Source organism: Serratia sp. 22278 (assembly GCF_052045405.1).
GTDB classification, from domain to species: Bacteria; Pseudomonadota; Gammaproteobacteria; order Enterobacterales; family Enterobacteriaceae; genus Serratia; species Serratia marcescens.
This window is the reverse complement of the sequence record NZ_JBQEOW010000001.1, coordinates 641859-664374: the sequence shown is the minus strand read 5'-3', so window position 1 is coordinate 664374 and position 22516 is coordinate 641859. Positions and strand designations below refer to the sequence as shown.

The 22516-nt window shown below is 61.0% G+C and carries 22 protein-coding genes; 9 read left to right on the top strand and 13 right to left on the bottom strand.

Going from position 1 to position 22516, the window contains the following annotated elements; all coding sequences use genetic code 11:
- Window positions 1-35: 35 nt before the first annotated feature.
- The 3 genes from ACTJJ6_RS03370 to ACTJJ6_RS03360 form a co-directional block, all read right to left on the bottom strand.
- Entirely contained in the window at window positions 36-1037 is a 1002-nt protein-coding gene (locus ACTJJ6_RS03370; protein ID WP_028127390.1) for a LacI family DNA-binding transcriptional regulator, read from the bottom strand.
- 69 nt (window positions 1038-1106) lie between these two features.
- Window positions 1107-1664 (bottom strand): HutD/Ves family protein, encoded by a 558-nt coding sequence (locus ACTJJ6_RS03365; RefSeq protein WP_049300629.1) that lies wholly within the window; start codon window positions 1662-1664, stop codon window positions 1107-1109.
- The gene (locus tag ACTJJ6_RS03360) at window positions 1664-3034 is read right to left on the bottom strand and encodes a formimidoylglutamate deiminase (protein WP_049300630.1); all 1371 of its coding nucleotides are present in this window, start codon (window positions 3032-3034) and stop codon (window positions 1664-1666) included. The genes ACTJJ6_RS03365 and ACTJJ6_RS03360 overlap by 1 nt, the downstream gene beginning before the upstream one ends.
- Before the next feature lie 180 nt (window positions 3035-3214).
- Here ACTJJ6_RS03360 and hutC point away from each other — a divergent pair, with 180 nt between their 5' ends.
- From hutC to ACTJJ6_RS03340, 4 genes are all read left to right on the top strand, one after another.
- On the top strand, window positions 3215-3970 hold the full coding sequence (gene hutC / locus ACTJJ6_RS03355) for a histidine utilization repressor (protein WP_028128056.1): 756 nt from the start codon (window positions 3215-3217) through the stop codon (window positions 3968-3970).
- Window positions 3971-4126: 156 nt separating this feature from the next.
- Window positions 4127-5350, top strand: coding sequence for an imidazolonepropionase (hutI, locus tag ACTJJ6_RS03350; RefSeq protein ID WP_016928030.1), 1224 nt, complete (start codon window positions 4127-4129; stop codon window positions 5348-5350).
- Window positions 5347-6150 (top strand): N-formylglutamate deformylase, encoded by an 804-nt coding sequence (gene hutG / locus ACTJJ6_RS03345; RefSeq protein ID WP_176063328.1) that lies wholly within the window; start codon window positions 5347-5349, stop codon window positions 6148-6150. The genes hutI and hutG overlap by 4 nt, the downstream gene beginning before the upstream one ends.
- Before the next feature lie 236 nt (window positions 6151-6386).
- Complete coding sequence (locus tag ACTJJ6_RS03340) at window positions 6387-7922, top strand: serine hydrolase domain-containing protein (RefSeq protein WP_440802093.1); 1536 nt, start codon at window positions 6387-6389, stop codon at window positions 7920-7922.
- 3 nt (window positions 7923-7925) lie between these two features.
- On the opposite strand, the gene ACTJJ6_RS03335 is transcribed toward ACTJJ6_RS03340, so the two are convergent.
- The gene (locus ACTJJ6_RS03335) at window positions 7926-8456 is read right to left on the bottom strand and encodes a chorismate mutase (RefSeq protein ID WP_033640575.1); all 531 of its coding nucleotides are present in this window, start codon (window positions 8454-8456) and stop codon (window positions 7926-7928) included.
- A gap of 114 nt (window positions 8457-8570) precedes the next feature.
- Complete coding sequence (locus ACTJJ6_RS03330) at window positions 8571-9065, bottom strand: anti-virulence regulator CigR family protein (RefSeq protein WP_033640576.1); 495 nt, start codon at window positions 9063-9065, stop codon at window positions 8571-8573.
- A 442-nt stretch (window positions 9066-9507) separates the two neighbouring features.
- On the opposite strand from ACTJJ6_RS03330, the gene ACTJJ6_RS03325 reads away from it, so the two are divergent.
- Window positions 9508-9687, top strand: coding sequence for a hypothetical protein (locus ACTJJ6_RS03325; protein WP_025160261.1), 180 nt, complete (start codon window positions 9508-9510; stop codon window positions 9685-9687).
- A gap of 54 nt (window positions 9688-9741) precedes the next feature.
- On the opposite strand, the gene ACTJJ6_RS03320 is transcribed toward ACTJJ6_RS03325, so the two are convergent.
- The 6 genes from ACTJJ6_RS03320 to ACTJJ6_RS03295 form a co-directional block, all read right to left on the bottom strand.
- Entirely contained in the window at window positions 9742-10623 is an 882-nt protein-coding gene (locus ACTJJ6_RS03320; RefSeq protein ID WP_028128054.1) for a nucleoside-specific channel-forming protein Tsx, read from the bottom strand.
- A gap of 416 nt (window positions 10624-11039) precedes the next feature.
- Complete coding sequence (locus ACTJJ6_RS03315; RefSeq protein WP_028128053.1) at window positions 11040-11912, bottom strand: glycosyl transferase; 873 nt, start codon at window positions 11910-11912, stop codon at window positions 11040-11042.
- Window positions 11913-12081: 169 nt separating this feature from the next.
- Entirely contained in the window at window positions 12082-12354 is a 273-nt protein-coding gene (locus ACTJJ6_RS03310) for a hypothetical protein (protein ID WP_004941292.1), read from the bottom strand.
- A 73-nt stretch (window positions 12355-12427) separates the two neighbouring features.
- The gene (yddG, locus tag ACTJJ6_RS03305) at window positions 12428-13321 is read right to left on the bottom strand and encodes an aromatic amino acid DMT transporter YddG (RefSeq protein WP_016928038.1); all 894 of its coding nucleotides are present in this window, start codon (window positions 13319-13321) and stop codon (window positions 12428-12430) included.
- Between the two features lie 91 nt (window positions 13322-13412).
- Window positions 13413-14783, bottom strand: a complete 1371-nt coding sequence (locus ACTJJ6_RS03300; protein ID WP_016928039.1) for an APC family permease — start codon at window positions 14781-14783, stop codon at window positions 13413-13415.
- Window positions 14784-15091: 308 nt separating this feature from the next.
- On the bottom strand, window positions 15092-16510 hold the full coding sequence (locus ACTJJ6_RS03295; RefSeq protein ID WP_015377637.1) for a glutamine synthetase family protein: 1419 nt from the start codon (window positions 16508-16510) through the stop codon (window positions 15092-15094).
- Between the two features lie 219 nt (window positions 16511-16729).
- Here ACTJJ6_RS03295 and puuD point away from each other — a divergent pair, with 219 nt between their 5' ends.
- From puuD to ACTJJ6_RS03275, 4 genes are read left to right on the top strand one after another with little or no spacing between them, the layout of a single operon-like run.
- Window positions 16730-17491, top strand: a complete 762-nt coding sequence (gene puuD, locus ACTJJ6_RS03290) for a gamma-glutamyl-gamma-aminobutyrate hydrolase (RefSeq protein WP_025302552.1) — start codon at window positions 16730-16732, stop codon at window positions 17489-17491.
- Window positions 17488-18045 (top strand): HTH-type transcriptional regulator PuuR, encoded by a 558-nt coding sequence (puuR, locus tag ACTJJ6_RS03285; RefSeq protein WP_016928041.1) that lies wholly within the window; start codon window positions 17488-17490, stop codon window positions 18043-18045. The genes puuD and puuR overlap by 4 nt, the downstream gene beginning before the upstream one ends.
- 15 nt (window positions 18046-18060) lie before the next feature.
- Window positions 18061-19557, top strand: coding sequence for an aldehyde dehydrogenase PuuC (gene puuC, locus ACTJJ6_RS03280; RefSeq protein WP_060445309.1), 1497 nt, complete (start codon window positions 18061-18063; stop codon window positions 19555-19557).
- An 11-nt stretch (window positions 19558-19568) separates the two neighbouring features.
- Window positions 19569-20849, top strand: a complete 1281-nt coding sequence (locus ACTJJ6_RS03275) for an NAD(P)/FAD-dependent oxidoreductase (RefSeq protein WP_016928043.1) — start codon at window positions 19569-19571, stop codon at window positions 20847-20849.
- Window positions 20850-20893: 44 nt separating this feature from the next.
- On the opposite strand, the gene ACTJJ6_RS03270 is transcribed toward ACTJJ6_RS03275, so the two are convergent.
- Both ACTJJ6_RS03270 and ACTJJ6_RS03265 read right to left on the bottom strand, forming a co-directional pair.
- The gene (locus ACTJJ6_RS03270; protein WP_025302549.1) at window positions 20894-21649 is read right to left on the bottom strand and encodes an SDR family NAD(P)-dependent oxidoreductase; all 756 of its coding nucleotides are present in this window, start codon (window positions 21647-21649) and stop codon (window positions 20894-20896) included.
- A 315-nt stretch (window positions 21650-21964) separates the two neighbouring features.
- A complete protein-coding gene (locus ACTJJ6_RS03265) occupies window positions 21965-22393 on the bottom strand; it encodes a universal stress protein (RefSeq protein ID WP_033633267.1) in 429 nt (142 codons plus the stop codon).
- Between the last annotated feature and the right edge of the window lie 123 nt (window positions 22394-22516).

Sequence of the window (22516 nt, the reverse complement as noted above, 5' to 3'; positions counted from 1 at the left end):
TGAGCACCGGGCGCGCAGCGACGCACCCGGTGCGGTTACAGCGAACCACGCGCCAACAGCGGGCAAGGCACTTTCACCGTATCACGCTGTTCCCGCTGCTCGATCACATGCAGCGCCGCAAGGCGACCCAGCGCATAGTGCGGCAATTGCACCGTCGTCAACGCCGGCAGGAACAGCTCGCCGATGCCAACCATGTTGTCGTAGCCCAGCACCGCCACCTGTTGCGGTATCCGCCATCCTTGCGCCAGCAATACCTGATACACCAGAAACGCTATCCGATCGTTCCCGCATACCACGACATCGCAATCGCGCCGGCCGGCAGAGAAATGCCGCGCCAGCACCGCGACGCAGTCGCGATAGCCTTGATCGCCGCCGCTCAGATCGAGATGATACTGCCGCAGTTGTTCAACATCGCGCCCCGCTTCGCGCCAGGCGCGCTCCAGACCGCGACGGCGCAGCCCCGCCGCCAGCGTATCCGCCGGTAAATGTATGCACAGCGGCGAACGATAGCCTTTGGCGATCAGCGTGCGCGTGGCGTCATACTGCCCTTGCTCATCATCAGGAATGTAGCTGGCGATCGCGTGCGCCGGGCTGACGCAGTTGGCCAGCACCAGCCTTTTGTCCAACAGTTTGGCCGGCACATCCACCTGACGCAGCCCCATGGTGGTGAAGATCACGCCGTCCGGTCGATGCGCCAACAGCAGATCGACGGTCTGTTCAGCGTTGTCGTCGGCAAACAGGTTGACGACGAAGCTGTTCCAGCCGCGCTCACGCGCGGTTTTTTCAATCGACAGGATCATGTCCACCGAGAACGGCGTCGTGGCGGTGTCCAGCGCCAGCACGCCGAGCGTCTGTACGCGATTTCCGTCACCGCGAATACGCCGCGCTGACAGATCCGGCACATAGTCCAACTGGTCGATCGCCTGTTTGACGCGGTGATAGGTTTCTGGCCGCAGCTTGCCGGGTTCATTGATGGCGCGGGACACCGTCATCAACGAGACTCCGGCAAGTTTTGCGACGTCTTTCAGCGAAGCCATGCGCCCTTCTTTATGATTAATGGGGAAAAGTGAATAATCCCATAACCGGGCGCAGGACTCTACTCTGCGTTAGCAGGCTGTGATGTTCGCCCACAGGATCGCGCCGTCGGCCGTCAGCGGCGTCACTTCGCCACCCGCCGCCGTCCACCAGACACCCTCGCGCGCCCGCAGTTCGCCGCCCTCCGGCAGCGACCAAACGCCGCCCAGCACATACAGCACGCCCGCCCGGTTGGGTGACAGGGTGACGGGCACCGTACTGCGCCGCACCTCGGCCGCCTGCCGGCCGCGGCGTGTCATGATGTTGAAATCCTGACTGGCGCCGCCCAGCAGCGTCGCTTCCAGCGCCACGTCGCCGGAAAACGCGAACGGCTCCCCGACGCGCGCCAACTGATGGTCGATATGCCCGGCGCTGAACAGCCGCACGCCGTCGCCTTCCAGCAGGGTGATCGAACGATCGATGCCCGCAAAGGCGGAAAACGGCCCGTCCTGCGCGATGGTGGCGATGCTGGCGCGCCAGTCAAAATCCTGCGCGCCCGGCGGCCAGCTGACGATTTCACGGGTTTCCCCACCGCCGTTGCGCCACGGGCTGACCGGCAGCGCGGCGAAGTTAAAACGGTTCAGGCTCATTACGCCTCCTGCTGAAAGGTTTTCAGCACCTGCAGGAACTCGGCGCTGCTCTGCTGCTGCAGCGCGTGCCGCCCCTGCTCGATCACCTGCCGGCCGCCGACGAACACGTCGCGAATTTGCTCCTTGCCGCCGGCGAACAGCCAGCGATTGAGGATCGAGGCGTCCGGCGCCGCCGCCAGATACGGATCGTCGCCGTCCAGTACCAGCCAGTCGGCGCGATAGCCGCTCTGCAGCCGACCGATCGGCGCGCCGCACGCCTGCGCGCCGCCCTGCAGCGCCTGCAGGTACAGCACATCGCCTACCGCCGACTGTTCCGGTGTCGTTAGGCGATTGCGACGCTGATCGCGCAGCCGCTGGCCGTATTCAAACCAGCGCAGCTCTTCCACCACGTTGAGCGAAACGTGGCTGTCGGAACCGATGCCCCAGCGCCCCTGCTGCTGCAGGTAAGCGTCGCCGGGGAAAATGCCGTCGCCGAGGTTGGCTTCGGTGGTCAGACACAGGCCGGCCACCGCGCGGCTGCGCGCCAGCGCTTCCAGCTCGTCGCGATCCAGATGGGTGGCGTGCACCAGGCACCAGCGCTGATCCACCGGCAGATGGTCATACAGCCAGGCCACCGGGCGCTGCCCGCTCCACGCCAGACAGTCGTTCACCTCTTTTTGCTGCTCGGCGATATGAATATGCACCGGCAAGGTGCGATCCGACGCGGCCAAAATCTGCTGCATCTGCCCCAGCTCCACCGCACGCAGTGAGTGGAAACACAGCCCCTGATTCTGCAACGGGCGATCCGCCAGCTGACGGGCAATCACCTGCTGCTGATGCAGATAGCTTTCGGTGTCCTGGATAAACCGTTTCTGCCCCGGCTGGGCCGGCTGGGCGCCGAAACCGGCGTAGCTGTAAAGCACCGGCAGCATCGTCATGCCAATGCCGGCCTGATGTGCGGCCTCGCTGAGGCGGCCAGTCATCTCACCGCGATCGGCGTAAGGCTTGCCGTCGGCGTCGTGATGCAGGTAGTGGAATTCGGCCACCTGAGTGTATCCGCCCTTGAGCATTTCGATATACAGTTGACGGGCGACCACCTCCACCTGCTCCGGCGTCAGACGCTGCACCAGGCGGTACATCAGATCGCGCCAGGTCCAGAAGCTGTCCTGCGGGTTGCCCGCCACTTCCGCCAGCCCGGCCATCGCGCGCTGGAAAGCGTGGGAGTGCAGGTTCGGCATGCCCGGCACCGCATCGCCGTGCAGCCGAATGCAGCCTTGCGGCTCAGCGTTGGCGGTAACTTGAGTCAGATAACCTTGCGCATCGACGTCCAGCCGGACGTTATGCGCCCAGCCCTCTGGGAGCAAAGCGCGTGGGGCAAAATAAGCAGGCATGGCAGTATTCCACGGTTAATGTAACGGCGAATAAGGCGCGGCGGTGGCGCGTCTTAAGGAATTTTTGGCGGTCGCCGGCAAGTTTCTGGCGCGACGGCCACTAGTTGTATATACATATACATACGCCGACATCAACAGTAAACTGGTGTTATTATTTTTTTATTTGACGAGGTTAACGTCGTGGCTGAACAACAGACCGTGTTACAACTGGCGGCTGCAATGAGCGATGCCCCCGCCCCGATCTACCAACGGGTCAAACAGGCGATCGTGAATCAAATCCGTGCGGGGCATTGGCAACCGCACCAGCGCGTGCCCTCCGAAAGTGAACTGGTGGCGGAACTGGGCGTCAGCCGCATGACCATCAACCGCGCGCTGCGCGAGCTGACCAGCGAAGGTTTTTTGATTCGCATGCAGGGCGTCGGCACCTTCGTCGCCGAAGCCAAGGCGCATACCGCACTGCTGGAAGTGCACAACATCGCCGATGAGATCGCCGCGCGAGGTCATCACCACAGCAGTAAAATCCTCGAGCTGAAGGCCCGCCCGGCCAGCGAGGAAGAAGCGACGGCGCTGGGCATTCAGCCCGGCCAACGGCTGTTCTACTCCCAGATCGTGCATTACGAAAACGACGTGCCGGTGCAGGTGGAAGACCGCTGCGTCAACCCACTGGTGGCGCCGGATTACCTGAAGCAGGATTTCGACCGCGTCACGCCCTATACCTATCTGACGCAGGCCGCGCCGCTGACCGCCGGCGAACACATCGTCGAAGCGGTGATCCCCACCCGGCGCGAGCGCGAGCTGCTGCAGCTGGAGGACCACGAACCCGGCCTGCTGATCCATCGCCGCACCTGGTCCGGCAAAACCGTGGTCACCTCGGCCCGGCTGCTGTACCCCGGCAGCCGTTATCAACTGTTCGGCCGCTTCACCAGCGAAGTCTGATCCCCGGCGGGCGCCCCTGCGCCCGCATCTCCGCGGTCGATCACATCCTGATAACAAAATCTCTCCCGCCTCTTGTGACATCCCGGTGAATGCGTTAGGTTGTTTTTAATTGTATATACAACCATGTGGGAGCTGCGGCTCCGGCGGAGGAAAGCAATGACGTCTGAGATTCACTGTGACAGCCTGTGGCACGGCGCCGATATCGTCACCATGCGCGACGGCAAATATCACACCCTGACCGACGGCGCGATCGCCGTGCGCGACGGCAAGATCGTCTGGATTGGCGAACATGCGGCGTTGCCGCCCGGCCTGATCGCGGACGAAACGGTGAAATTCGACGGCGGCATCGTCACCCCCGGCTTTGTTGACTGCCACACGCACCTGGTGTTCGGCGGCAACCGCAGCGGCGAGTTCGAACAGCGGCTGAACGGTGTAAGCTACGCCGACATCGCCGCACAGGGCGGCGGCATTATCTCCACCGTGAAAGCCACCCGCGAGGCCGACGAAGCGCTGCTGCTGGAGCAGGCGCTGTTCCGCCTGCGGCCGCTGCTGGCGGAAGGCGTCACCTGCGTGGAGATCAAGTCCGGCTATGGCCTCAGCCCGGAGAGCGAACTGAAAATGTTGCGGGTGGCGCGCAAGTTGGGCGAGCTGCTGCCGGTCGAGGTGAAAACCACCTGTCTGGCGGCCCATGCGCTGCCGCCGGAATACGCCAACCGCGCCGACGACTACATTAATCTGGTCTGCGACACCATCATCCCGCAGGCGGCGGCCGCCGGCCTGGCGGATGCGGTCGACGCCTTCTGCGAGCATCTGGCGTTCTCACCGGCGCAGGTGGAGCGAGTCTTCGCCGCCGCCGAAGCCGCCGGTTTGCCGGTCAAGCTGCACGCCGAGCAGCTCTCCGCCCTCGGCGGCAGCACGCTGGCGGCGCGCCACCACGCGCTCTCCGCCGACCACCTCGAATACGCCACCGAGCAAGACGCCCGCGCCATGGGCGACGCCGGCACCGTGGCGGTGCTGCTGCCGGGCGCCTACTACCTGCTGCGTGAAACTCAGTGCCCGCCGGTAGCGCTGTTCCGCAAGCACCACGTGGCGATGGCGATCGCCAGCGACGCCAACCCCGGCACCTCGCCGGCGCTGTCGCTGCGCCTGATGATCAACATGGCCTGCACGCTGTTCCGCCTGACGCCGGAAGAGGCGCTGGCGGGCGTCACCACCCACGCCGCCAAAGCGCTGGGGCTGCAGCACAGCCACGGCACGCTGGAAACCGGCAAGGTGGCGGACTTCGTTCACTGGCCGCTGTCGCGGCCGGCGGAACTGGCTTATTGGTTGGGCGGTCAACTGCCCTGTACGGTGATTTTCCGAGGAGAAGTACGTCAATGACCATTCGCGATCCTTTTAGCTTCCAGACCGGCAGCCTGCCGCTGCTGATCAGCATTCCGCACGCCGGCACGCAACTGACGCCGGCGGTCGAGGCCGGGCTGACCGACGACGCTCGCCCGCTGCCCGATACCGACTGGCACATTCCGCAGCTGTACGACTTCGCCCGGGCGATGGGCGCCAGCATGCTGGTCGGCAACTATTCGCGCTTCGTCATCGATTTGAACCGCCCGGCGGACGACAAGCCGCTGTACACCACCGCCACCACCGGCCTGTATCCCGACGTGCTGTTCGACGGTCGCCCAAGCTTCCTGCCGGGCAAAGCGCCGACGGACGAAGAACGCGCCGCCTACCTGCAGCAAATTTGGCAACCTTATCATCAGCAGCTGCAGAACGAACTGGCGCGCCTCAAAGCGCGCCATGGCTATGCGCTGCTGTTCGACGCGCACTCCATCGCCTCAGTGATCCCGCGGCTGTTCGACGGCCAACTGCCGGATCTCAATCTCGGCACCAACGGCGGTGAAAGTTGCGCCCAGGCGCTGAGCGATCGGCTGGTCGCCTGCTGCGAGCAGCAACAGCAGTACACCCACGTGCTCAACGGTCGCTTTAAGGGCGGTTATATCACCCGCGCTTATGGTCAGCCGCAGCAACAACAGCATGCGATCCAGCTCGAACTGGCGCAGGTCAACTACATGTCCGAACAGTATCCTTTCGCGTTCGAGCCCCAGCGCGCCGCCTCGCTGCAGCGCCTGCTCAAGCAGATGATTGAAAGCCTGTTGGACGGCGCCGCCAGACTGAATTGATCCCCCTTTACAGGCGCCGCCGCGCGCCTGTTTTTCTCCCGCCTCTAACCGCAACGCCAGCAGCAATCTGCGCGCTATATCAAAGTTTCGCGTGATTCCCCGCTAACTGGTCTAAACAGCGCACAAAACAGCGGCCGACGAAAAACGCACTGCGCCACAATCAGCCCAAAAGCCCGCGCTCAGCGCCGGGCGGCGTGTGGCCAGCTGGCCCGTTTCGAATACTCTCTGGAGGCCCTATGTCTGTAACACCGTTATACTGGCGCGCTGCCGGCGCCTTGGCCGAACAACTGCTGGCCGGCTGGCAACGGCATGGCGAACCCGGCGGCGCCATCACCCTGTTTGACGCCCAACAACGCCGCGCCACCGCCTGCGCCGGCCTGGCCGATCTGGCGCAGAACACCCCCTTCACCGCCGACAGCGTGGTGCGTTATGCTTCAGTGACCAAGCATATCTTCGCAGCGCTGGCGCTGAACGCCACCGATCGCGCCATTCGGCTGGAGCAACGTCTGGGTGAACTGCTCCCCGCCCTGCAGCCCGCGTTGGCGGACGTTACCGTCGGCCAGGCGCTGGACATGACCGGCGGCCTGCCCGACGTGCGCGAGACGCTCGGCCTGCTGGGCATCTCGCTGCACGCCGTCAGCGAGGCGCAGCCGGTGATGCGGTTTGTCGAGGGGCTGGAGAAATTGAACTACGAAGCCGGCAGCGAGATCGCCTACAGCAATACCGGCTATCGGCTGCTGGAGGCCGCGCTGCGCAGCAAAGGGTATGATTTCGACCAACTGGTGCAACAGCACATCGCCCGGCCGCTGCAGGTGCAGATGCGGGCGCCGGAAAGCTGGTTCGACGTGGTGCCGGGATTGGTGCCGGGTTACTGGCGTGCGCCGCAGGGCTGGCAACACGCCAGCGCCGGCCTGCACCTTTCCGCCTCCGGCAACCTGACCGGCAGCCTCAACGCCCTCACCCGCTGGCTGCAGACGCTGCTGGCCGACCAGGGCCCCGGCCAGGGCGTGCTGGCGCAACTCGGCGCACCGCGCCGTCTCAATCAGGGCCAGCTCAGCGCTTATGGCCTGGGTCTGGCGCAAACCCCGCTGGGCCGCCGCCGCTTGCTCGGCCACGGCGGTTCCCACGCCGGTTACAAAACCTATTTCCTGCTGGCGCCCGACCGTCAGGCCGGCGTCGCGCTGGTGGCCAATCGCGAAGACTGCGACAGTTTCGGGATGGCTTTGCAGGTGATGGCGGCGCTGCTCGGCGAACCGCTGCCGCAGCGCAGCACGGCGATCCCCGACGGCCTCTACGCCACGCTGGCGGAGCCGCACTGGCTGGAGGTCAAAGATGGCAACCTGGCCTATCTGGGCAGCGATGAACCGCTGTATCAGGGCGAGGACGGGTACGCCGTGTCGCTGTCCGCCCATATGCCGCTCAAATTGAAATGGACCGGTGAAGCGATCGAGGGCGAAGTCGGGCATGTGGCGCGCCGTTTTCTGCCGGTCACGGCTAACGGCGACTGCCTGAAGCATGTGCAGGGGCTGTGGTATCACCCGCACTATCGCACCGCCTTTGAAATTCGCGGCGATCGGGTGCATATTGGCGTCGGTCCGGCGGCGCAGACCGGCACGCTCAGCCCGCTCGGCCAGGGCCGCATGCTGGTGGAGTGCCAGGACGGCCCGTGGTTAAAACGCTTTTGCCTCTATTTCCGCGGTTACAACGTGGATCTCATCGCCAACCGCAGCCGGATGCTGACCTTCCGCCGCAGCACCGTCGGCCGCGACTGACGCTCAGCGTGCGCTGCCGGTTTTGACCGCCAGCAGCGCATCCGCCAGCCGCCGCTTGTCGGCGGCGCTGAGATTCACCTGATCCACCGACGCCATAAACGCCGCCCGATCCGCCTCGCCGAGCGGGCCGGCACGCAGCCGCTCCGCCAGGCGTTGCAATATCTGGCTGCTCAGTTGCGCGATCTGCGGGCGCACCTGCGCCAACGGCCGCGGCTGCCAGCCGGGCTCCGGGCTCGCCAGCCAGTCGGCGCGATAGCGGTACTGAATCGCCTTGGCGGCGTCCATCTGCGCGGCGATAAAAGGCCGTACCGACGCCGGCTCCAGCCCCAAACGCCCCGCCTCCGCCTGCGCGCTGGCCAACACCTTCGCCTCCTGCGCCAGGTCTTCGATCGGTAAATGCTGCTGCGCCTTGTAACCGGCAACGTCTTTCATCAACGACAGCCGTTGGTTCACCAGCTCGCCGATGGCGGCGGCGCCATCTGCCAACGCCGGAAAACTGGTCAAACAGCAGGCTATCAATAACGCCCTGAACATGGCGCCTCCCTTATGATGCAGTGAAAATGTCAGGCCCAAAGTTCACCACGTCCGCCCCGCGCTGGCAAATAAAAAGGCCCCGCCGCAGCGAGGCCCGATAACGCTCGACAAACGTTAGTCGAAAACGCCATTGATCACGGAGGCCACAATCGCGGTGCTGAGTGCGACCAGCACCAGGTCGTCGCCGGCGATACGCCACTCATAACCCGGGTACTGCGGCAACTCACGCAGCATCGAGTAAGGCACCACTTTTTTGGCGATACCCGGCGGCAGCGGTTTACCGCGCGCCAGATTTTTGGCGATGCCCGGTGGCAGCGAGCTGTAGCCGGTCAGGCCATAGTTGTGCGCCAGCGAACGGGCGCGGTCGCGCGAGAGGCTGACGGAGACCAGATTATCGTCGTTCCTATAGCCGCCTTTATCTTTATTGCCTTTGTTGCCGTGATTGCCGTTGTTGCCATGGTTACCGTTATTGCCGTGATTGCCGCTGTTACCATGGCCGTTCCCGTTGCCGTTACCATTGCCGCCTTTGTCGGCCAAGGCCGGGGCGGATGACAACCCCAGCGATGCAATCAGCGCCAACACCGTGAGAGTCGTACGACGTTTGTTCATGTTGTGTATTCCTGCGTGGGTGACTCTGTTGACTATAGCCAGCCTTTTCCAGACAAAGTATAAGGAAAACTCCGAGATAACGGTGCGCTTTTACGGCATTCGCTTTCAAACCTTGTCTCAACGCAAAATGCCTCGAAAATGCCGATGCTTGTCTCAGATTTTTCTTGAAGAAAAATAAGCCTTACGCTAGCGTGGGAAGGTAACAAAAAAGAGTTAGCGTGCTCTTTTTCGTCGCACCTCAAATCTTATTCTTATCATCCATAATGATAATAGCGAACATTTCCCGCCTCTCCGTGCGGGATTCTTTTTCACACCGCTGTCGCCCCAATCTGGTGCTTTATGTTGAGATTTGGTTGCCGATAATTTACATTCGCTGTCTGAGAAACCTCAACCTCCCGCGGTGGCCAGGCTGGCAACGGGTGGGCGTTCAGGAGCAAAAGACGTGCAAATGACCCTCATGGAATACATCACTCGGCACTTTAATGGCGATCTTCATCGGTACGCGCAGTCGGAAGGCGTCAGCCGTGAACAAATCATTAGTTGGATAAATAATGAATGTCACGTGATCAAAGGCAGACTGTTTATGCCGGTGAAGCATCTCCCGGTTGAACAAGCCCAGTGATGACGAAAAAAAACCCCGCCAGGCGGGGTTTTCTGTTTCTGATAGCACGGAAAATCAGAAGTTATAGCCGACCACGAGGTAATAACCCCAACCGGTAGACTTGATCGGGCCCTGCGGGGTGCCGATATCCGCGCCATCCTGCCACTGACCGCCGTTGTGGAAATAACGCGCCACGAAAGAATAGTGCCAGTGATCGTAGTTCAGCGCCAAAATATGGCTGGAGGCGATCGAGTTGCTGGTGCGCACCTGTTTGCCGGTGCCGTCAACCCAATGGCTGTCCTTGCCCAGATCGGAACCGAAGTCGAAGTTGGTGAAGCCGATGTAGCTCAGGTTGCCGCCCCACACCTGGGTCAGCGGCACGAAGTATTTCACCTTAAAGCGGTAACCGTCCCAGCTGTTCTCGTTGGCGGCCTGGTAGTTTTCCCACTGGTATTTGGCATAGATGTTCATCGACAGGCTCATCGGCAGACCGGTGTCGATATCGGTGCCCAGACCCATGTACCAGGTGTTTTGACGGCCATCGGCGTTGTGGCCCAGATCATAGATGTAGTTGTTGGCGAAGTACCACTCTTTGAACGGACCGAAACTCAGATCGGTGCCGGTGAGTTTGTCGATGGAGAAACGCGGTTCAATCTCCATAAACATCGGGGAGCCTTTGTCCCAGATGCCGCGATCCGGGGTATTGCCCACGCCGAAGAATTTCGGCACGTCAACGTAACCGTAGAAATCGAACCAGTCTTTCTTGGCGAAGGCTTCGTATTCGAGATACACGTCGTTATTCAGCTGTGGCCCGAAGCGGGTGTGGTAGCTGCCCACCACGTTGACGCTCTGGTGCCACCAGTCGGAGACATATTGACTGTCTTTGCTATCAGCCATTGATGATGCACTGTAAGACGCTGCGAGCAGTACACCTGCTGCGAGAGCTATTTTTTTCATTTTATTACCACATGCTTAAAGGGCCATTTCCTGCCCGTTTAGAAAAGATGACAATGAGTCTGCCGACACCTGGCGTTGTCTTCACACAGAAACTCGGATGACGCGCGCATTATAGAAACCACTGACTGTAAGAATCTGTGATCCAGTTACGCATTTCGCGAATAGGTAATCGATTGCGTTCACATTTGTCAAATTATGTTTCATGCAAATTCACATTCGCTGTGATTTTTGTCATGTAAAGCATTTTTCAGCCGAAAATTGCAGCAAATGTAACCCGCTGGTAGACGGCGGGGAAACCCGCTGAAAGTCATAAAAGATGGGCCGCGGCGATTAACGCCACAGCCCGCAGAATAGTGAACGCAAAAAACACCCTCAGGCGCCAGCGCGCGACAAACTCCCTGGGAGGGAAAGATCGACTAATCCAGCAAACCGCTCAAGACGCGGCGCAAAAAAGGTTGTTTCTTGCGCGTAATCGGATTGCCGTCATATTTTTTCTGAGATTGCTTATTGAAACCGCCGAATAACTGCACATTCCGGTACCGTTCCAGGGTATAACCGGCCTGCAGCGCTTCGCGATAGTATTGTTCGAACAGCTCGCGCAGATCATCGCGATAATGGCTGCGGATCTTGCCATCAAACCAATGCTTGCGGCTTTCAGCCCGCAGTCTGGGAAGCGAATAACGGTGGGAAAATTGGCTGCTCATATCCGAGTAATGCAACGCCTTCAATGCTTCCAACGGCAAATCGTCACCATCCAGATTGCTGTATTCCGGTTTCAACGGCTCAACGAACTCGGGATGTTCTTCAAAGAACCGCTGCATTTTTTTATGCCCCAATGGATCACGGCGCAACTCATCCAGCGGCGGCAAGAATCGCGCCGCTGCCTCGCAATCCCACAGCATTTCCCCCAAGCGCAGATCGTTGCCGGAACCCGCGGCCAAAATGGCAGTACCCTCCTTCATCGGATGATGCCAAATCTCTGCGATATCACAGAGATACAGCACGTCCGCATCGGAGTAAAATGCCCGCCCCTGGAAGTTACAGAAAGCGGGAATGCCCCAGCGAAATGCAGAGAACGGCGTTGCCCAACGCTCGGTGGTCCAACCTTCGCCGCCACTTTGAGAATACCAGGGACTGGCAGGGTCTCGCGACAAACGCATCCACTCAATTTGAACAGGTATTGAAGCATGCTTACGCAAGCTGTACTCCAAAACCATCATCTGTTCCAAATCGCAATCATTTGGATCACACCCGATAAAAACTCGCGCAACATCCGCAGGTGGAGTCATAAAATATATCCCTATAACACGCTATATAACCCGCATATGTTACCAATAATTTCAAAGGTCTCCTAATGGCAAATAAAACGCTTTCTCATCTTCAAAAAGCGCAGCCAGTGGAAACAATAAATTGATTTCTTTAATTTATTCAGCGTAATCGCGCCATAATCGCTGCGCGTCAGTTCACCGCCGGCACCGCCTTGGCGATGTTTTCCTGGCGGAACGCCACCTCTTCGCCGTTTTTCACCTCCCAACTGGCGACCGGAATATCGGTCTTGGGCGCCGCCGCGACGACCGAGCCGTAAATCAGCTTATCGTCGCGGCGCAAAATATAAACGTCGAGCTGATATTCATGTCGCAAATTCGCCGTGGTCAGGCGAACGGTATCGCCGCGCTCATAGTGATGCACGTCGATTTCAGGCTGTTGAATAAATTGAATGTCGCTTCTCATCGTCGTCGTTCCTTCAGGCAACATGGCTAGTTAAATTCTAGTTCAACATTGCGACGACAGCGGATAATTTCCGTTAATTTCCGCGAGTTGCCCGCCAACAGATCAGCGAGCCGAGTGTGACCATCGCTACGCCCTGCCAGAAACTGGCGGTCAGCGAGGTGTGCAGCACCAGCGCGGCGAACACCGCCGAGAGCACCGGGGTAAAATAGGAGACGGTCGCCAGCAGCGTCATGTTGCCGTGCAGAATGCCGACGTTCCAGGCGGCATACCCCGCCCCCATCGCCACCCCGGCGCACAGCAGCGTCACGGTCACGCCGACGCTGAACTGCATGCCGCTTTCCGCGCTGAAGGCGTACTTCAGCCACAGCGCCAGCGCGGTCAGCACGATAAACAGCACCACGCCGTTGCTGCCCCGGGCAATCTTCTTGGTCAGGTTGCAATACAGCGCCCAAATCACCGCGCCGCTGAAGGCCAGCGCGTAGCTGAGCGGGTTGCTGCGCACGTTGGCCAGCATCTGCGCCGGTGACCAGCCGCCCTCGCCGCTCATGATCCAGCCGATGCCGAACAGCGACAGCAGCAGCCCCGGCAGCAGCCACCATTTCGCCTTTTGGCCGTTGATCGCCAGCGCCATCAGCACGGTGAAACAGGGCCACAGGTAGTTGATCATGCCCACTTCTATCGCCTGCAGGCGGGTATTGGCGTAGCCGAGCGACAGCGACAGACAGATCTCGTAACTGACGAACAGCAGGCTGCCGACGATGAGATAAGGCCGCGGAAAGCTGCGCCATTTCGGCACGCCGAGCGCCACCAGCAAAAACACCGCGCTGACGCTGTAGATCATCGCCGCACCGCCGATCGGCCCCAGCCCTTCGCTGACGCTGCGAATCAGGCCGACCACGCTGCTCCACAGCACAATGGCCAATAAACCGAACAACGTGGCGCGGGTACGCGAGGGCAAAGCGGGCATAAGGCAGGTCCAATAGGTTATTTTTTATCAGGTTTTTCACTCTACTGCCGCACGTACCAAAAAGAAAGGCGGGAAACTCCCGCCTGTGAATTTATTGCTGCGGTTGCCGCTCCAACTGCGGCGGCGGCTGGCGAAAGCGTCGGGTCAGCCAGGCCAAATAGCCGAAGCCCAGCGTCGCCCAGATAAGCCCCATGGTCAGCGAGCTTTTCTCCAGGTTCAGCCACAGCACCCCCACCGTCAGCGCCCCCACCAACGGCAGGAACAGGAAGTTGAAGCGATCCTTCCAGCTTTTGTTGCGCCCTTCGCGAATAAAGAAGTGGCTGATCACCGACAGGTTAACGAAGGTAAAGGCCACCAGCGCGCCGAAGTTGATCAGCGCCGTGGCGGTCACCAGATCGAATGACAGCGCCGACAACGCCACCAGCCCGACCATCAGTACGTTCAGCGCCGGCGTACGCCATTTGGGGTGGATATAGCCGAAGAATTTCTCCGGGAACACATTGTCACGCCCCATCACATACAGCAGGCGCGACACGCTGGCGTGCGACGCCAGGCCGGAGGCCAACGTGTTGATAAAGGTCACGCACAGGAAGATCGACTGGAACAGCTTGCCGCCGACGTACAGCGCGATCTCCGGCAGCGCGGCGTCGGGCTGGTGAAAGCGTTGAATGGTCGGGAAAAACAGCTGGATAAAGAACGACACGCTGATAAAGATCACCCCGCCGTACAGCGCAGTCAGGAAGATGGCGCGCGGGATCACCTTGGCGGCGTCGGGCGTCTCCTCGCACAGCGTGGTGACCGCGTCAAAACCGAGGAACGAGAAGCACAGGATGGTCGCGCCGGTAATGATCGGCAGCAGGTGCGCATTCTCGCTGAGGAACGGCCGCAGGCTCCACACCGTGCCCATCCCCTCGCCGTTGTGCAGGCCGCGCACCACCAGGTAGATAAATACCAGAATGATCGCCACCTGCGCCAGCACGAACAGGGTATTGAAGTTGGCCACCAGATTGACGCTTTTCAGGTTGATGGCGGTGATCAGGATCACGAAGCCCACTACCCACACCCAGGGCGGCACTTCCGGAAACAGCGCGGTCAGGTAAATCTTCGCCAGCAGCGTATTGATCATCGGCAGGAACAGATAATCAAGCAGCGATGACCACCCCACCAGAAAACCGACGTGCGGGTTAATCGCCTTCTGCGCATAGGTGTAGGCGGAACCGGCGGTGGGAAACTGGCGCACCAGTTTGCCGTAGCTGATGGCGGTGAACAACACGCCGGCCAGCGCCAGCAGATAGGAGGTCGGCACATGGCCGTCGGTAAGGCCGGAGACGATGCCGAAGGTGTCGAACACCGTCATCGGCGTCAGATAGGCCAGGCCCATCATCACCACCTGCCACAGCTTGAGGGATTTGCGCAGTTGCGGTTTGCCCGCCGGACCGCCGTCGATGGTTTTAATCGTCATGGCGTTTCCCCTTTTGGTCCTCTGCTGTCAACCGTGCAACGTCATTCAGAGAGGCCGCGGGGAAACTGCTGCTCAGGCGGCGGGGAAAGCGGGTTGGGGTCACTGTCGGGCGGCCGGCGACCGGCCCGTAGGCACTGCGGCACAGGCAAACGTCTGCGCATGGGAATGGCTGAGTCATGGTTATTTCCTCGTCGGCGTCCTGTACGCCGTGATAGAAGAAATGCTGTACCGCAGCGCGCAGCCTCACGGGCTACAGGAGAGCCGATGAAATGCGCCGGGCGCGCGCGGTAGTCGTTGGGTGAGCGGGATCAGGCGTTTTTCAGCATCCACTCGATTTCGGTTTCGGTGATCAGGCGCTCGAACTGCACCAGTTCGTCGGTTTTGCAGGCCAGGTAGACATGGCTGAAGCGTTCGCCCAGCAACGCATTGAGCACCGGCTGATGTTCAAACTCGTACAGCGCGTCGCTCTGGCGGATCGGGAACGGCAGCCCGTCCTGCTCCAGCCCGTTGCCGGTCACCGGCTCAGGCAGCGGCAATGCGGTTTCCAGGCCGTAGACGATGCCCGCCAGAATGGTCGCCATCACCAGATAAGGGTTGGCGTCGGCGCCCGCCACGCGATACTCCACGCGGTGATTGTCGCGATCGCCGCAGGGAATGCGCAGCGCCACGGTGCGGTTGTTATGCCCCCAGGAAGCCTGGGTCGGCACATACATGCCGGGCTGGAAACGGCGATAGGCGTTGACGTTCGGCGCCAGCAGCGCCATCGAGGACGGCATCAGGGCGATCATGCCCGCCAGCGCCTGTTTCAGCAGCGCCGAATCCTCGCCGTCGTCGTCGGCGAACACATTGTCGCCTTGCGCATTCAGCATGCTGATGTGCACGTGCATGCCGCTGCCGGCGTGCTCTTCATACGGCTTGGCCATAAAGGTGGCCTGCATGTTGTGGTTCTCGGCCACCATGCGCACCAGCCGTTTCAGCGCCAGCGCATGGTCGCAGGCCTGCAGCACATCATCGGTATGGTGCAGGTTGACTTCGAACTGCCCCGGCGACGCCTCCGCCACCGCGCCGTCCGCCGGAATGCCCTGCAAACGCGCCAGCTCGTCGATTTCGCTCAGCACATCGGCGAAATGGTTCAGGTTATCGACGGAGTACACCTGGCTTTGGGTGTTGCGCTCCTGGGTTCCCGGCGCACACGGCGGCTGCAGATAGCCTTCCGCGTCGCGTTGACGATCGATGAGATAGAACTCCAACTCTACCGCTACCACGGGGGAAAGCCCGCGCTGACGCAAACGCTGCCATACTCGGTTCAGCACATTGCGCGGTTCAACGTCAAAGGGAGTGCCATCTTCATCCAGCATGGTGAGCAGCACCTGCGCGATATATTGCGGGTCCGCCGCCGACGGCGTCAGCGTGCCCGGCACCGGCACGCACACGTGATCCGGCTCGCCCAACTCCTGCCCCAGCCCGGCCTCTTCCACCACGTTGCCGAGAATATCCATCGCAAATACCGACGCCGGGAAGTAACAACCCTTCTCCAGTTTGTTCAGGCCGCCGACCGGGATGCGTTTGCCGCGGAAGCTGCCGTTCAGATCGGTCAACAGTACGTCGACATGTTGGGTTAACGGATAACGTTCCAAATACTTCTTCACTTCGCGCTGGAACGCGCTACTTCGTCTCTCTTCACTGTGCTGAACAAAGTTTTCCACTTCTACGATGTTGGTCTGCATGGTTCACCCGCCGTTTGTGTTTTGCTGTCGTCGATGTTTATTGACCGTCTTGTTCAATATAATGCCCACAAATGAAACGTAGATGAAACAAATTTGTTTTGCAAGTGTTACTTTTGGTTTGAATATTGCCCAATCGACTGCTAGATTTATAGAATATTGAACGAAATCGGCGGTGGACAAGCTTATCGTTCATAATTTCGAACGTACCAAGGGGATAGCATGGACAATATATTTAACAGACCAGTCATTGGCGTCGTCATGTGCAGGTATAGGTTAAACGGGCACCTCACACAGACCTTGCAAGAAAAGTACCTGAATGCCGTTATCACCGCCGGCGGCTTGCCGATCGCCCTGCCACACGCGCTGGCGGAGCCGGAAATGCTGGCGGAACTGCTGCCGCGCCTCGACGGCATTTTGCTGCCGGGCAGCCCCAGTAATGTGCAGCCGCACCTTTATGGTGAAAACGGCGATGAGCCTGACGCCGATCCTGGCCGAGACGCGTTGAGCCTGGCGCTGATCCGCCAGGCATTCGACAGGCGCATTCCCCTTTTCGCCATTTGCCGCGGCATGCAGGAAATGGTGGTCGCCACTCAAGGCACCCTGCATCGCCGCCTGTATGAACTGCCCGAGCTGCTGGAGCATCGTGAAGATCACGACCTGCCGCTGGAACAGCAATACGCCCCCGCCCACGAGGTCATCGTTCAGGAAGGGGGGCTGCTTTCGCAACTGATACCGGATTGCAACAGATTCTGGGTGAACTCGCTGCACGGCCAGGGCGCCAAAACCCTGGGCGCGAGCGTTCGCATCGAGGCGCACGCCGCTGACGGGCTGGTGGAGGCGATCAGCGTGCGCGATCAGCCCTTCGCGCTCGGCGTGCAGTGGCACCCGGAGTGGAACAGCGACGAGTACGCCCTGTCGCGCCTGTTGTTTGATGGTTTCATCACCGCCTGTCGGAACTATCAAAAGGAAAAACGCCCATGAGCGACGTCAGCTTGGCACCGGGAAAACGTCTGTCGCAGATCCGTCAACAATTAGGGTTGTCGCAGCGCCGGGTCGCCGAACTGTCTGGGTTAACCCACAGCGCCATCAGTACTATCGAGCAAGACAAGGTCAGCCCGGCCATCAGCACGCTGCAAAAGCTGCTGACGGTGTACGGTCTGTCGCTGTCGGCGTTTTTCGCCGAGCCGGAAAAACCGGCTGAGCCGCAGATCGTGATAGACAGCGACGACCTGATCGAAATCGGCAGCCAGGGCGTTTCGATGAAGCTGATCCACAACGGCGACCCGAACCGCACGCTGGCGATGATGATCGAGACCTACGAACCGGGCACCACCACCGGCGAGCGCATCAAACACCAAGGGGAAGAGATCGGCACGCTGCTGGAGGGCGAAGTGGTGCTGCAGGTCAACGGCCAGAGCTATCACCTGCTGGCCGGGCAGAGCTACGCCATCAATACCGGCATCCCCCACAGTTTCAGCAACACGTCGGCGCGCATTTGCCGGATTATCAGCGCCCATACGCCGACGACATTCTGATCAACGGAGCCAGGCATGAACTTTCACCATTTGCAGTATTGGCAACAACGGGCGCAGGCCCTGAAGATTGAGCACCAGCTGTTTATCGACGGCCGCTACCAGCCGGCCGCCGCGGGGAAACGTTTCGCCGTGGAAGATCCCGCCGGCCGCCGCGAGCTGGCGCAGGTCGCGCGCGGCGAAGCCGCCGACATCGATCGGGCAGTCAGCGCGGCGCGCGCCGCCTTTGAACGCGGCGACTGGGCCCAGGCCGCCCCGGCGCAGCGCAAAACCACGCTGCTGCGCTTCGCCGATCTGATGGAACAGCATCATGAAGAGCTGGCGCTGCTGGAAACGCTGGACACCGGCAAACCCATTCGTCACAGCCTGCGCGACGACGTGCCGGGCGCCATCCGCTGCATCCGCTGGTACGCCGAAGCGATCGATAAGGTGTACGGCGAAATCGCCCCCACCGGTCGCGAGGCGCTGGCGCTGATCGAGCGCGAGCCGATCGGCGTGGTCGGCGCCATCGTGCCCTGGAACTTCCCGCTGCTGCTGGCCTGCTGGAAACTCGGCCCGGCGCTGGCCGCCGGCAACAGCGTGGTGCTTAAACCCTCCGAAAAATCGCCGCTGAGCGCCATCCTGCTCGGCAAATTGGCTCAGCAGGCCGGACTGCCGGACGGCGTGCTGAACGTGGTGCCCGGCTATGGCCACGACGCCGGCAAGGCGCTGGCGCTGCACCGCGACGTCGACGCCCTCACCTTTACCGGCTCCACCCTGGTGGCGAAACAGCTGATGATTTACGCCGGCGAATCGAACATGAAGCGCGTCTGGCTGGAGGCCGGCGGCAAAAGCGCCAACATCGTCTTCGCCGACTGCCCGGATCTGGATCAGGCCGCCCGCAGCGCCGCCGCCGGCATCTTCTATAATCAGGGGCAGGTATGCATCGCCGGCACTCGCCTGCTGGTCGAAGCGAGCATTGAGCAAGCGTTCCTGCAGGCGCTGCGCAAACACGCGGCGACCTTCATGCCCGGCGATCCGCTCGATCCCGACACGGTGATGGGCACGCTGATCGACAGCGGCCACTGCGAGAAAGTGGCCGGCTATATCGATCGGGGGCTGAGCCAGGGCGCCGCGCTGTTCCTCGACGGGCGCGACCATCCGCAGGGCGACCACGCCGGCTATCTGGGGCCGACCATCCTCACCCAGGTGGACAATGCCATGAGCGTGGCGCGCGATGAAATCTTCGGCCCGGTGTTGGCGGTGACCGCCTTCGACGACGAGCAACAGGCGCTGCAGCTGGCCAACGACAGCGACTACGGCCTCGGCGCCGCGGTCTGGACCCGCGATCTGGCGCGCGCGCACCGCATGGCGCGCCAACTGAAGGCCGGCACGGTGTTCGTCAACAACTACAACGACGGCGACATGACCGTGCCGTTCGGCGGCTACAAGCAGAGCGGCAACGGCCGCGACAAATCGCTGCATGCGCTGGACAAGTTCACCGAATTGAAAACCACCTGGATCTCGCTGGAATAAGGGCTTATCTCATGACTGAACACGTAAAAAGCTACTATGCGGCCACGGCCAACGCACATCAGCCCTATCCGCAACTGAATGAATCGATCGAATGCGACGTCTGCGTGATAGGCGGCGGCTATACCGGCCTCTCCTCCGCGCTGTTCCTGGTGGAAGCCGGTTACGACGTGGTGGTCCTGGAAGCGGCGCGCATCGGTTTCGGCGCCAGCGGCCGCAACGGCGGCCAGTTGGTCAACTCTTACAGCCGCGACATCGATGTGATTGAAGAGCGTTACGGCGCGGAAAGCGCCCGCCTGCTCGGCAGCATGATGTTCGAAGGCGCGGAGATCATTCGCAGCCGCATCAGCCGCTACGCCATCGACTGCGACTACCGCCCCGGCGGCATCTTCGCCGCCCTGAACAACAAGCAGTTCCATGCGCTGATCGAGCAAAAACGCAACTGGGAGCGCTACGGCAATACCCAGCTTGAGCTGCTCGACGCAGACCGGGTGCGCCAGGAGATCGCCAGCGATCGTTACGTCGGCGCGCTGCTCGATCACAGCGGCGGCCACATCCATCCGCTCAATCTGGCGCTGGGCGAAGCCGAGGCGATCCGCCTGCAGGGCGGGCGCATCTTCGAGCAATCGGCGGTGACGAACATCCGCCACGGCGAACCGGCGCTCATCAGCACCGCCAACGGCCAGGTGAAGGCGCGTTTCGTCATCGTCGCCGGCAACGCCTATCTGGGCGATAAGCTGGAGCCGCGGCTGGCCAAGCGCAGCATGCCGTGCGGCACTCAGGTGGTGACCACTGAACCGCTGGCGCCGGAGATCGCGCAGGCGCTGATCCCGCAGAACTACTGCGTGGAGGACTGCAACTACCTGCTGGATTACTACCGCATCACCGCCGATCATCGCCTGCTGTACGGCGGCGGCGTGGTGTACGGCGCGCGCGATCCGGACGATATCGATAACCTGATCCGGCCGAAGCTGCTGAAGACCTTCCCGCAGCTGAAAGGGGTGCGTATCGACTATCGCTGGACCGGCAACTTCCTGCTGACGCTGTCGCGCATGCCGCAGTTCGGCCGGCTGGAGAATAACGTGTACTACATGCAGGGCTACAGCGGCCACGGCGTGACCTGCACCCATCTGGCGGGCAAGCTGATCGCCGAGCTGATGCGCGGCGACGCCGAACGCTTCGACGCCTTCGCCAAACTGCCGCACCTGCCGTTCTTCGGCGGACGCAATCTGCAGATCCCGTTCACCGCCATCGGCGCGGCCTACTACACGCTGCGCGACCGCATCGGCGTCTAAAAACAACAGGCCCGGTCATCCTGGCCGGGCCTGCGCGTTAACGCTTAGACGATCTTCGGTTGGCCGTCCGAGGCGGTCGCCCCGCCATCGACCGGAATGTTGGCGCCATTGATAAAGCTGGCGTCGTCGCTGGCCAGGAACGCCATCACCGCCGCCACCTCTTCCGGCTCTGCCGCACGCCCCAGCGCGATGCGCTCATTGAACTTGTCGCGGATCTCCTGCGGCCAGCCGTTGGTCATGTTGGTTTTGACCAGGCTCGGGCAGACCGAGTTGATGCGCACGCCGTCACCGCCGTGATCGAGCGCCATGGCGCGCGTCAGGTTGACCACCGCGCCTTTCGCCGCGCAGTAATAGGCCGCGCCCCAGTCGCCGCCCAGGCCGGACACCGACGCGGTATTGACGATGCAGCCCTTGGTCTTCAGCAGGTGCGGCAAGGCGAATTTGGAGCAGAACACCACGCCGTCAATATCAACCCCGGCGATGCGACGCCAGTCGTCGACGCTGGTTTCCAGCACGCTGCCCGCCACGTGTACGCCGGCGTTGTTCAGTAGGACGTCGATGCGGCCCAGTTTTTCCGCCACCTCGTTCATCATTTTTTCAACCGCGACGTGATCGGAAACGTCGATATGCACCGCCATCGCCCGGCCCTTCGGCAGCGAAGCGGCGACCTTGTCCACCGCTTCCTTGGCCCAGTCGGCCAGCACCACGATCGCGCCCTCGGCGGAGAAACGCCGCGCCGCCGCTTCCCCCATGCCATTGCCCGCACCGGTGATAACCACGACTTTATTGTCAAAACGCATGAGACCTCCTCCATGTGAACGTATTTATATAAGTCATACAAATCTCATTACCCCGAGGATAAGACGCCTCTTCGCGGAGAGCCAGTCAAAACGTGCGGTTTATTAACCAAAAGGAGGTATGACAGTGATTTCAATGCGCTGGATTAACCTTTATCGGATTTTGGCCAACATATTGATGGAGAAAATAAAATTCCAGGCAGTCACTATTTTTCGGGCGGATTGTCAGCAAGCGGAATTATTGCAGGTATGCGGTTATCTTCACCCGGAGATAAGCGATGCGAATGGAAAACGGCAGCCGCCCGCAGGCGGCCGCGACTATTTTTTCTCGATGGGAACAACCAGCAGATCAACGTTCAGCTCGTTGATCGCCTGACGCGCCGAAGAGACCAGTCGGCTCCAGACATCATGATGATGGCCGAAGATCACCAGATCGAACCCTTTTTCCTTCGCCACCCGGTTCAGCTCTTCCGTCAACGCGCCGCGGCTGACGATCACCTCTTCCACCGGATACGACGACTGCCCTTTGATCGCATTGAGCATATTCTTCACCCGCTCCGAAAATGTGCGATCGGTGTAGTTGTAATCTCCCACGCCCAGATCGACGTAATAACCGGCGCGATGAATGTCGATATAGATCAGGGAAAGTTTGGCATTGAGCGCGGCGGCCAGTCTGGCGCCCTTGCCCAGCAGGAACTCGGCGTCTTCGCTGAGATCCGTGGCGACAACGATATGCCGGTAAGCCATGATGGCGGCCCTCCTCGTCAGATCCGTAAACAGGATGGCGCTCCTTGCCGCATGTTTCTTATGCATCTTAAGTTTAGCCCAGCGCCGGGCCGCTCGCCTGCGTCAAAATCGTTCCATTTATGG

Coding starts and splice junctions, on each gene's coding strand:
- ACTJJ6_RS03370 (WP_028127390.1), bottom strand. CDS start 1,037: ATGGCTTCGCTGAAAGACGTCGCAAAACTTGCCGGAGTCTCGTTGATG.
- ACTJJ6_RS03365 (WP_049300629.1), bottom strand. CDS start 1,664: ATGAGCCTGAACCGTTTTAACTTCGCCGCGCTGCCGGTCAGCCCGTGG.
- ACTJJ6_RS03360 (WP_049300630.1), bottom strand. CDS start 3,034: ATGCCTGCTTATTTTGCCCCACGCGCTTTGCTCCCAGAGGGCTGGGCG.
- hutI (WP_016928030.1), top strand. CDS start 4,127: ATGACGTCTGAGATTCACTGTGACAGCCTGTGGCACGGCGCCGATATC.
- hutG (WP_176063328.1), top strand. CDS start 5,347: ATGACCATTCGCGATCCTTTTAGCTTCCAGACCGGCAGCCTGCCGCTG.
- ACTJJ6_RS03340 (WP_440802093.1), top strand. CDS start 6,387: ATGTCTGTAACACCGTTATACTGGCGCGCTGCCGGCGCCTTGGCCGAA.
- ACTJJ6_RS03335 (WP_033640575.1), bottom strand. CDS start 8,456: ATGTTCAGGGCGTTATTGATAGCCTGCTGTTTGACCAGTTTTCCGGCG.
- ACTJJ6_RS03330 (WP_033640576.1), bottom strand. CDS start 9,065: ATGAACAAACGTCGTACGACTCTCACGGTGTTGGCGCTGATTGCATCG.
- ACTJJ6_RS03320 (WP_028128054.1), bottom strand. CDS start 10,623: ATGAAAAAAATAGCTCTCGCAGCAGGTGTACTGCTCGCAGCGTCTTAC.
- ACTJJ6_RS03315 (WP_028128053.1), bottom strand. CDS start 11,912: ATGACTCCACCTGCGGATGTTGCGCGAGTTTTTATCGGGTGTGATCCA.
- ACTJJ6_RS03310 (WP_004941292.1), bottom strand. CDS start 12,354: ATGAGAAGCGACATTCAATTTATTCAACAGCCTGAAATCGACGTGCAT.
- yddG (WP_016928038.1), bottom strand. CDS start 13,321: ATGCCCGCTTTGCCCTCGCGTACCCGCGCCACGTTGTTCGGTTTATTG.
- ACTJJ6_RS03300 (WP_016928039.1), bottom strand. CDS start 14,783: ATGACGATTAAAACCATCGACGGCGGTCCGGCGGGCAAACCGCAACTG.
- ACTJJ6_RS03295 (WP_015377637.1), bottom strand. CDS start 16,510: ATGCAGACCAACATCGTAGAAGTGGAAAACTTTGTTCAGCACAGTGAA.
- puuD (WP_025302552.1), top strand. CDS start 16,730: ATGGACAATATATTTAACAGACCAGTCATTGGCGTCGTCATGTGCAGG.
- puuR (WP_016928041.1), top strand. CDS start 17,488: ATGAGCGACGTCAGCTTGGCACCGGGAAAACGTCTGTCGCAGATCCGT.
- puuC (WP_060445309.1), top strand. CDS start 18,061: ATGAACTTTCACCATTTGCAGTATTGGCAACAACGGGCGCAGGCCCTG.
- ACTJJ6_RS03275 (WP_016928043.1), top strand. CDS start 19,569: ATGACTGAACACGTAAAAAGCTACTATGCGGCCACGGCCAACGCACAT.
- ACTJJ6_RS03270 (WP_025302549.1), bottom strand. CDS start 21,649: ATGCGTTTTGACAATAAAGTCGTGGTTATCACCGGTGCGGGCAATGGC.
- ACTJJ6_RS03265 (WP_033633267.1), bottom strand. CDS start 22,393: ATGGCTTACCGGCATATCGTTGTCGCCACGGATCTCAGCGAAGACGCC.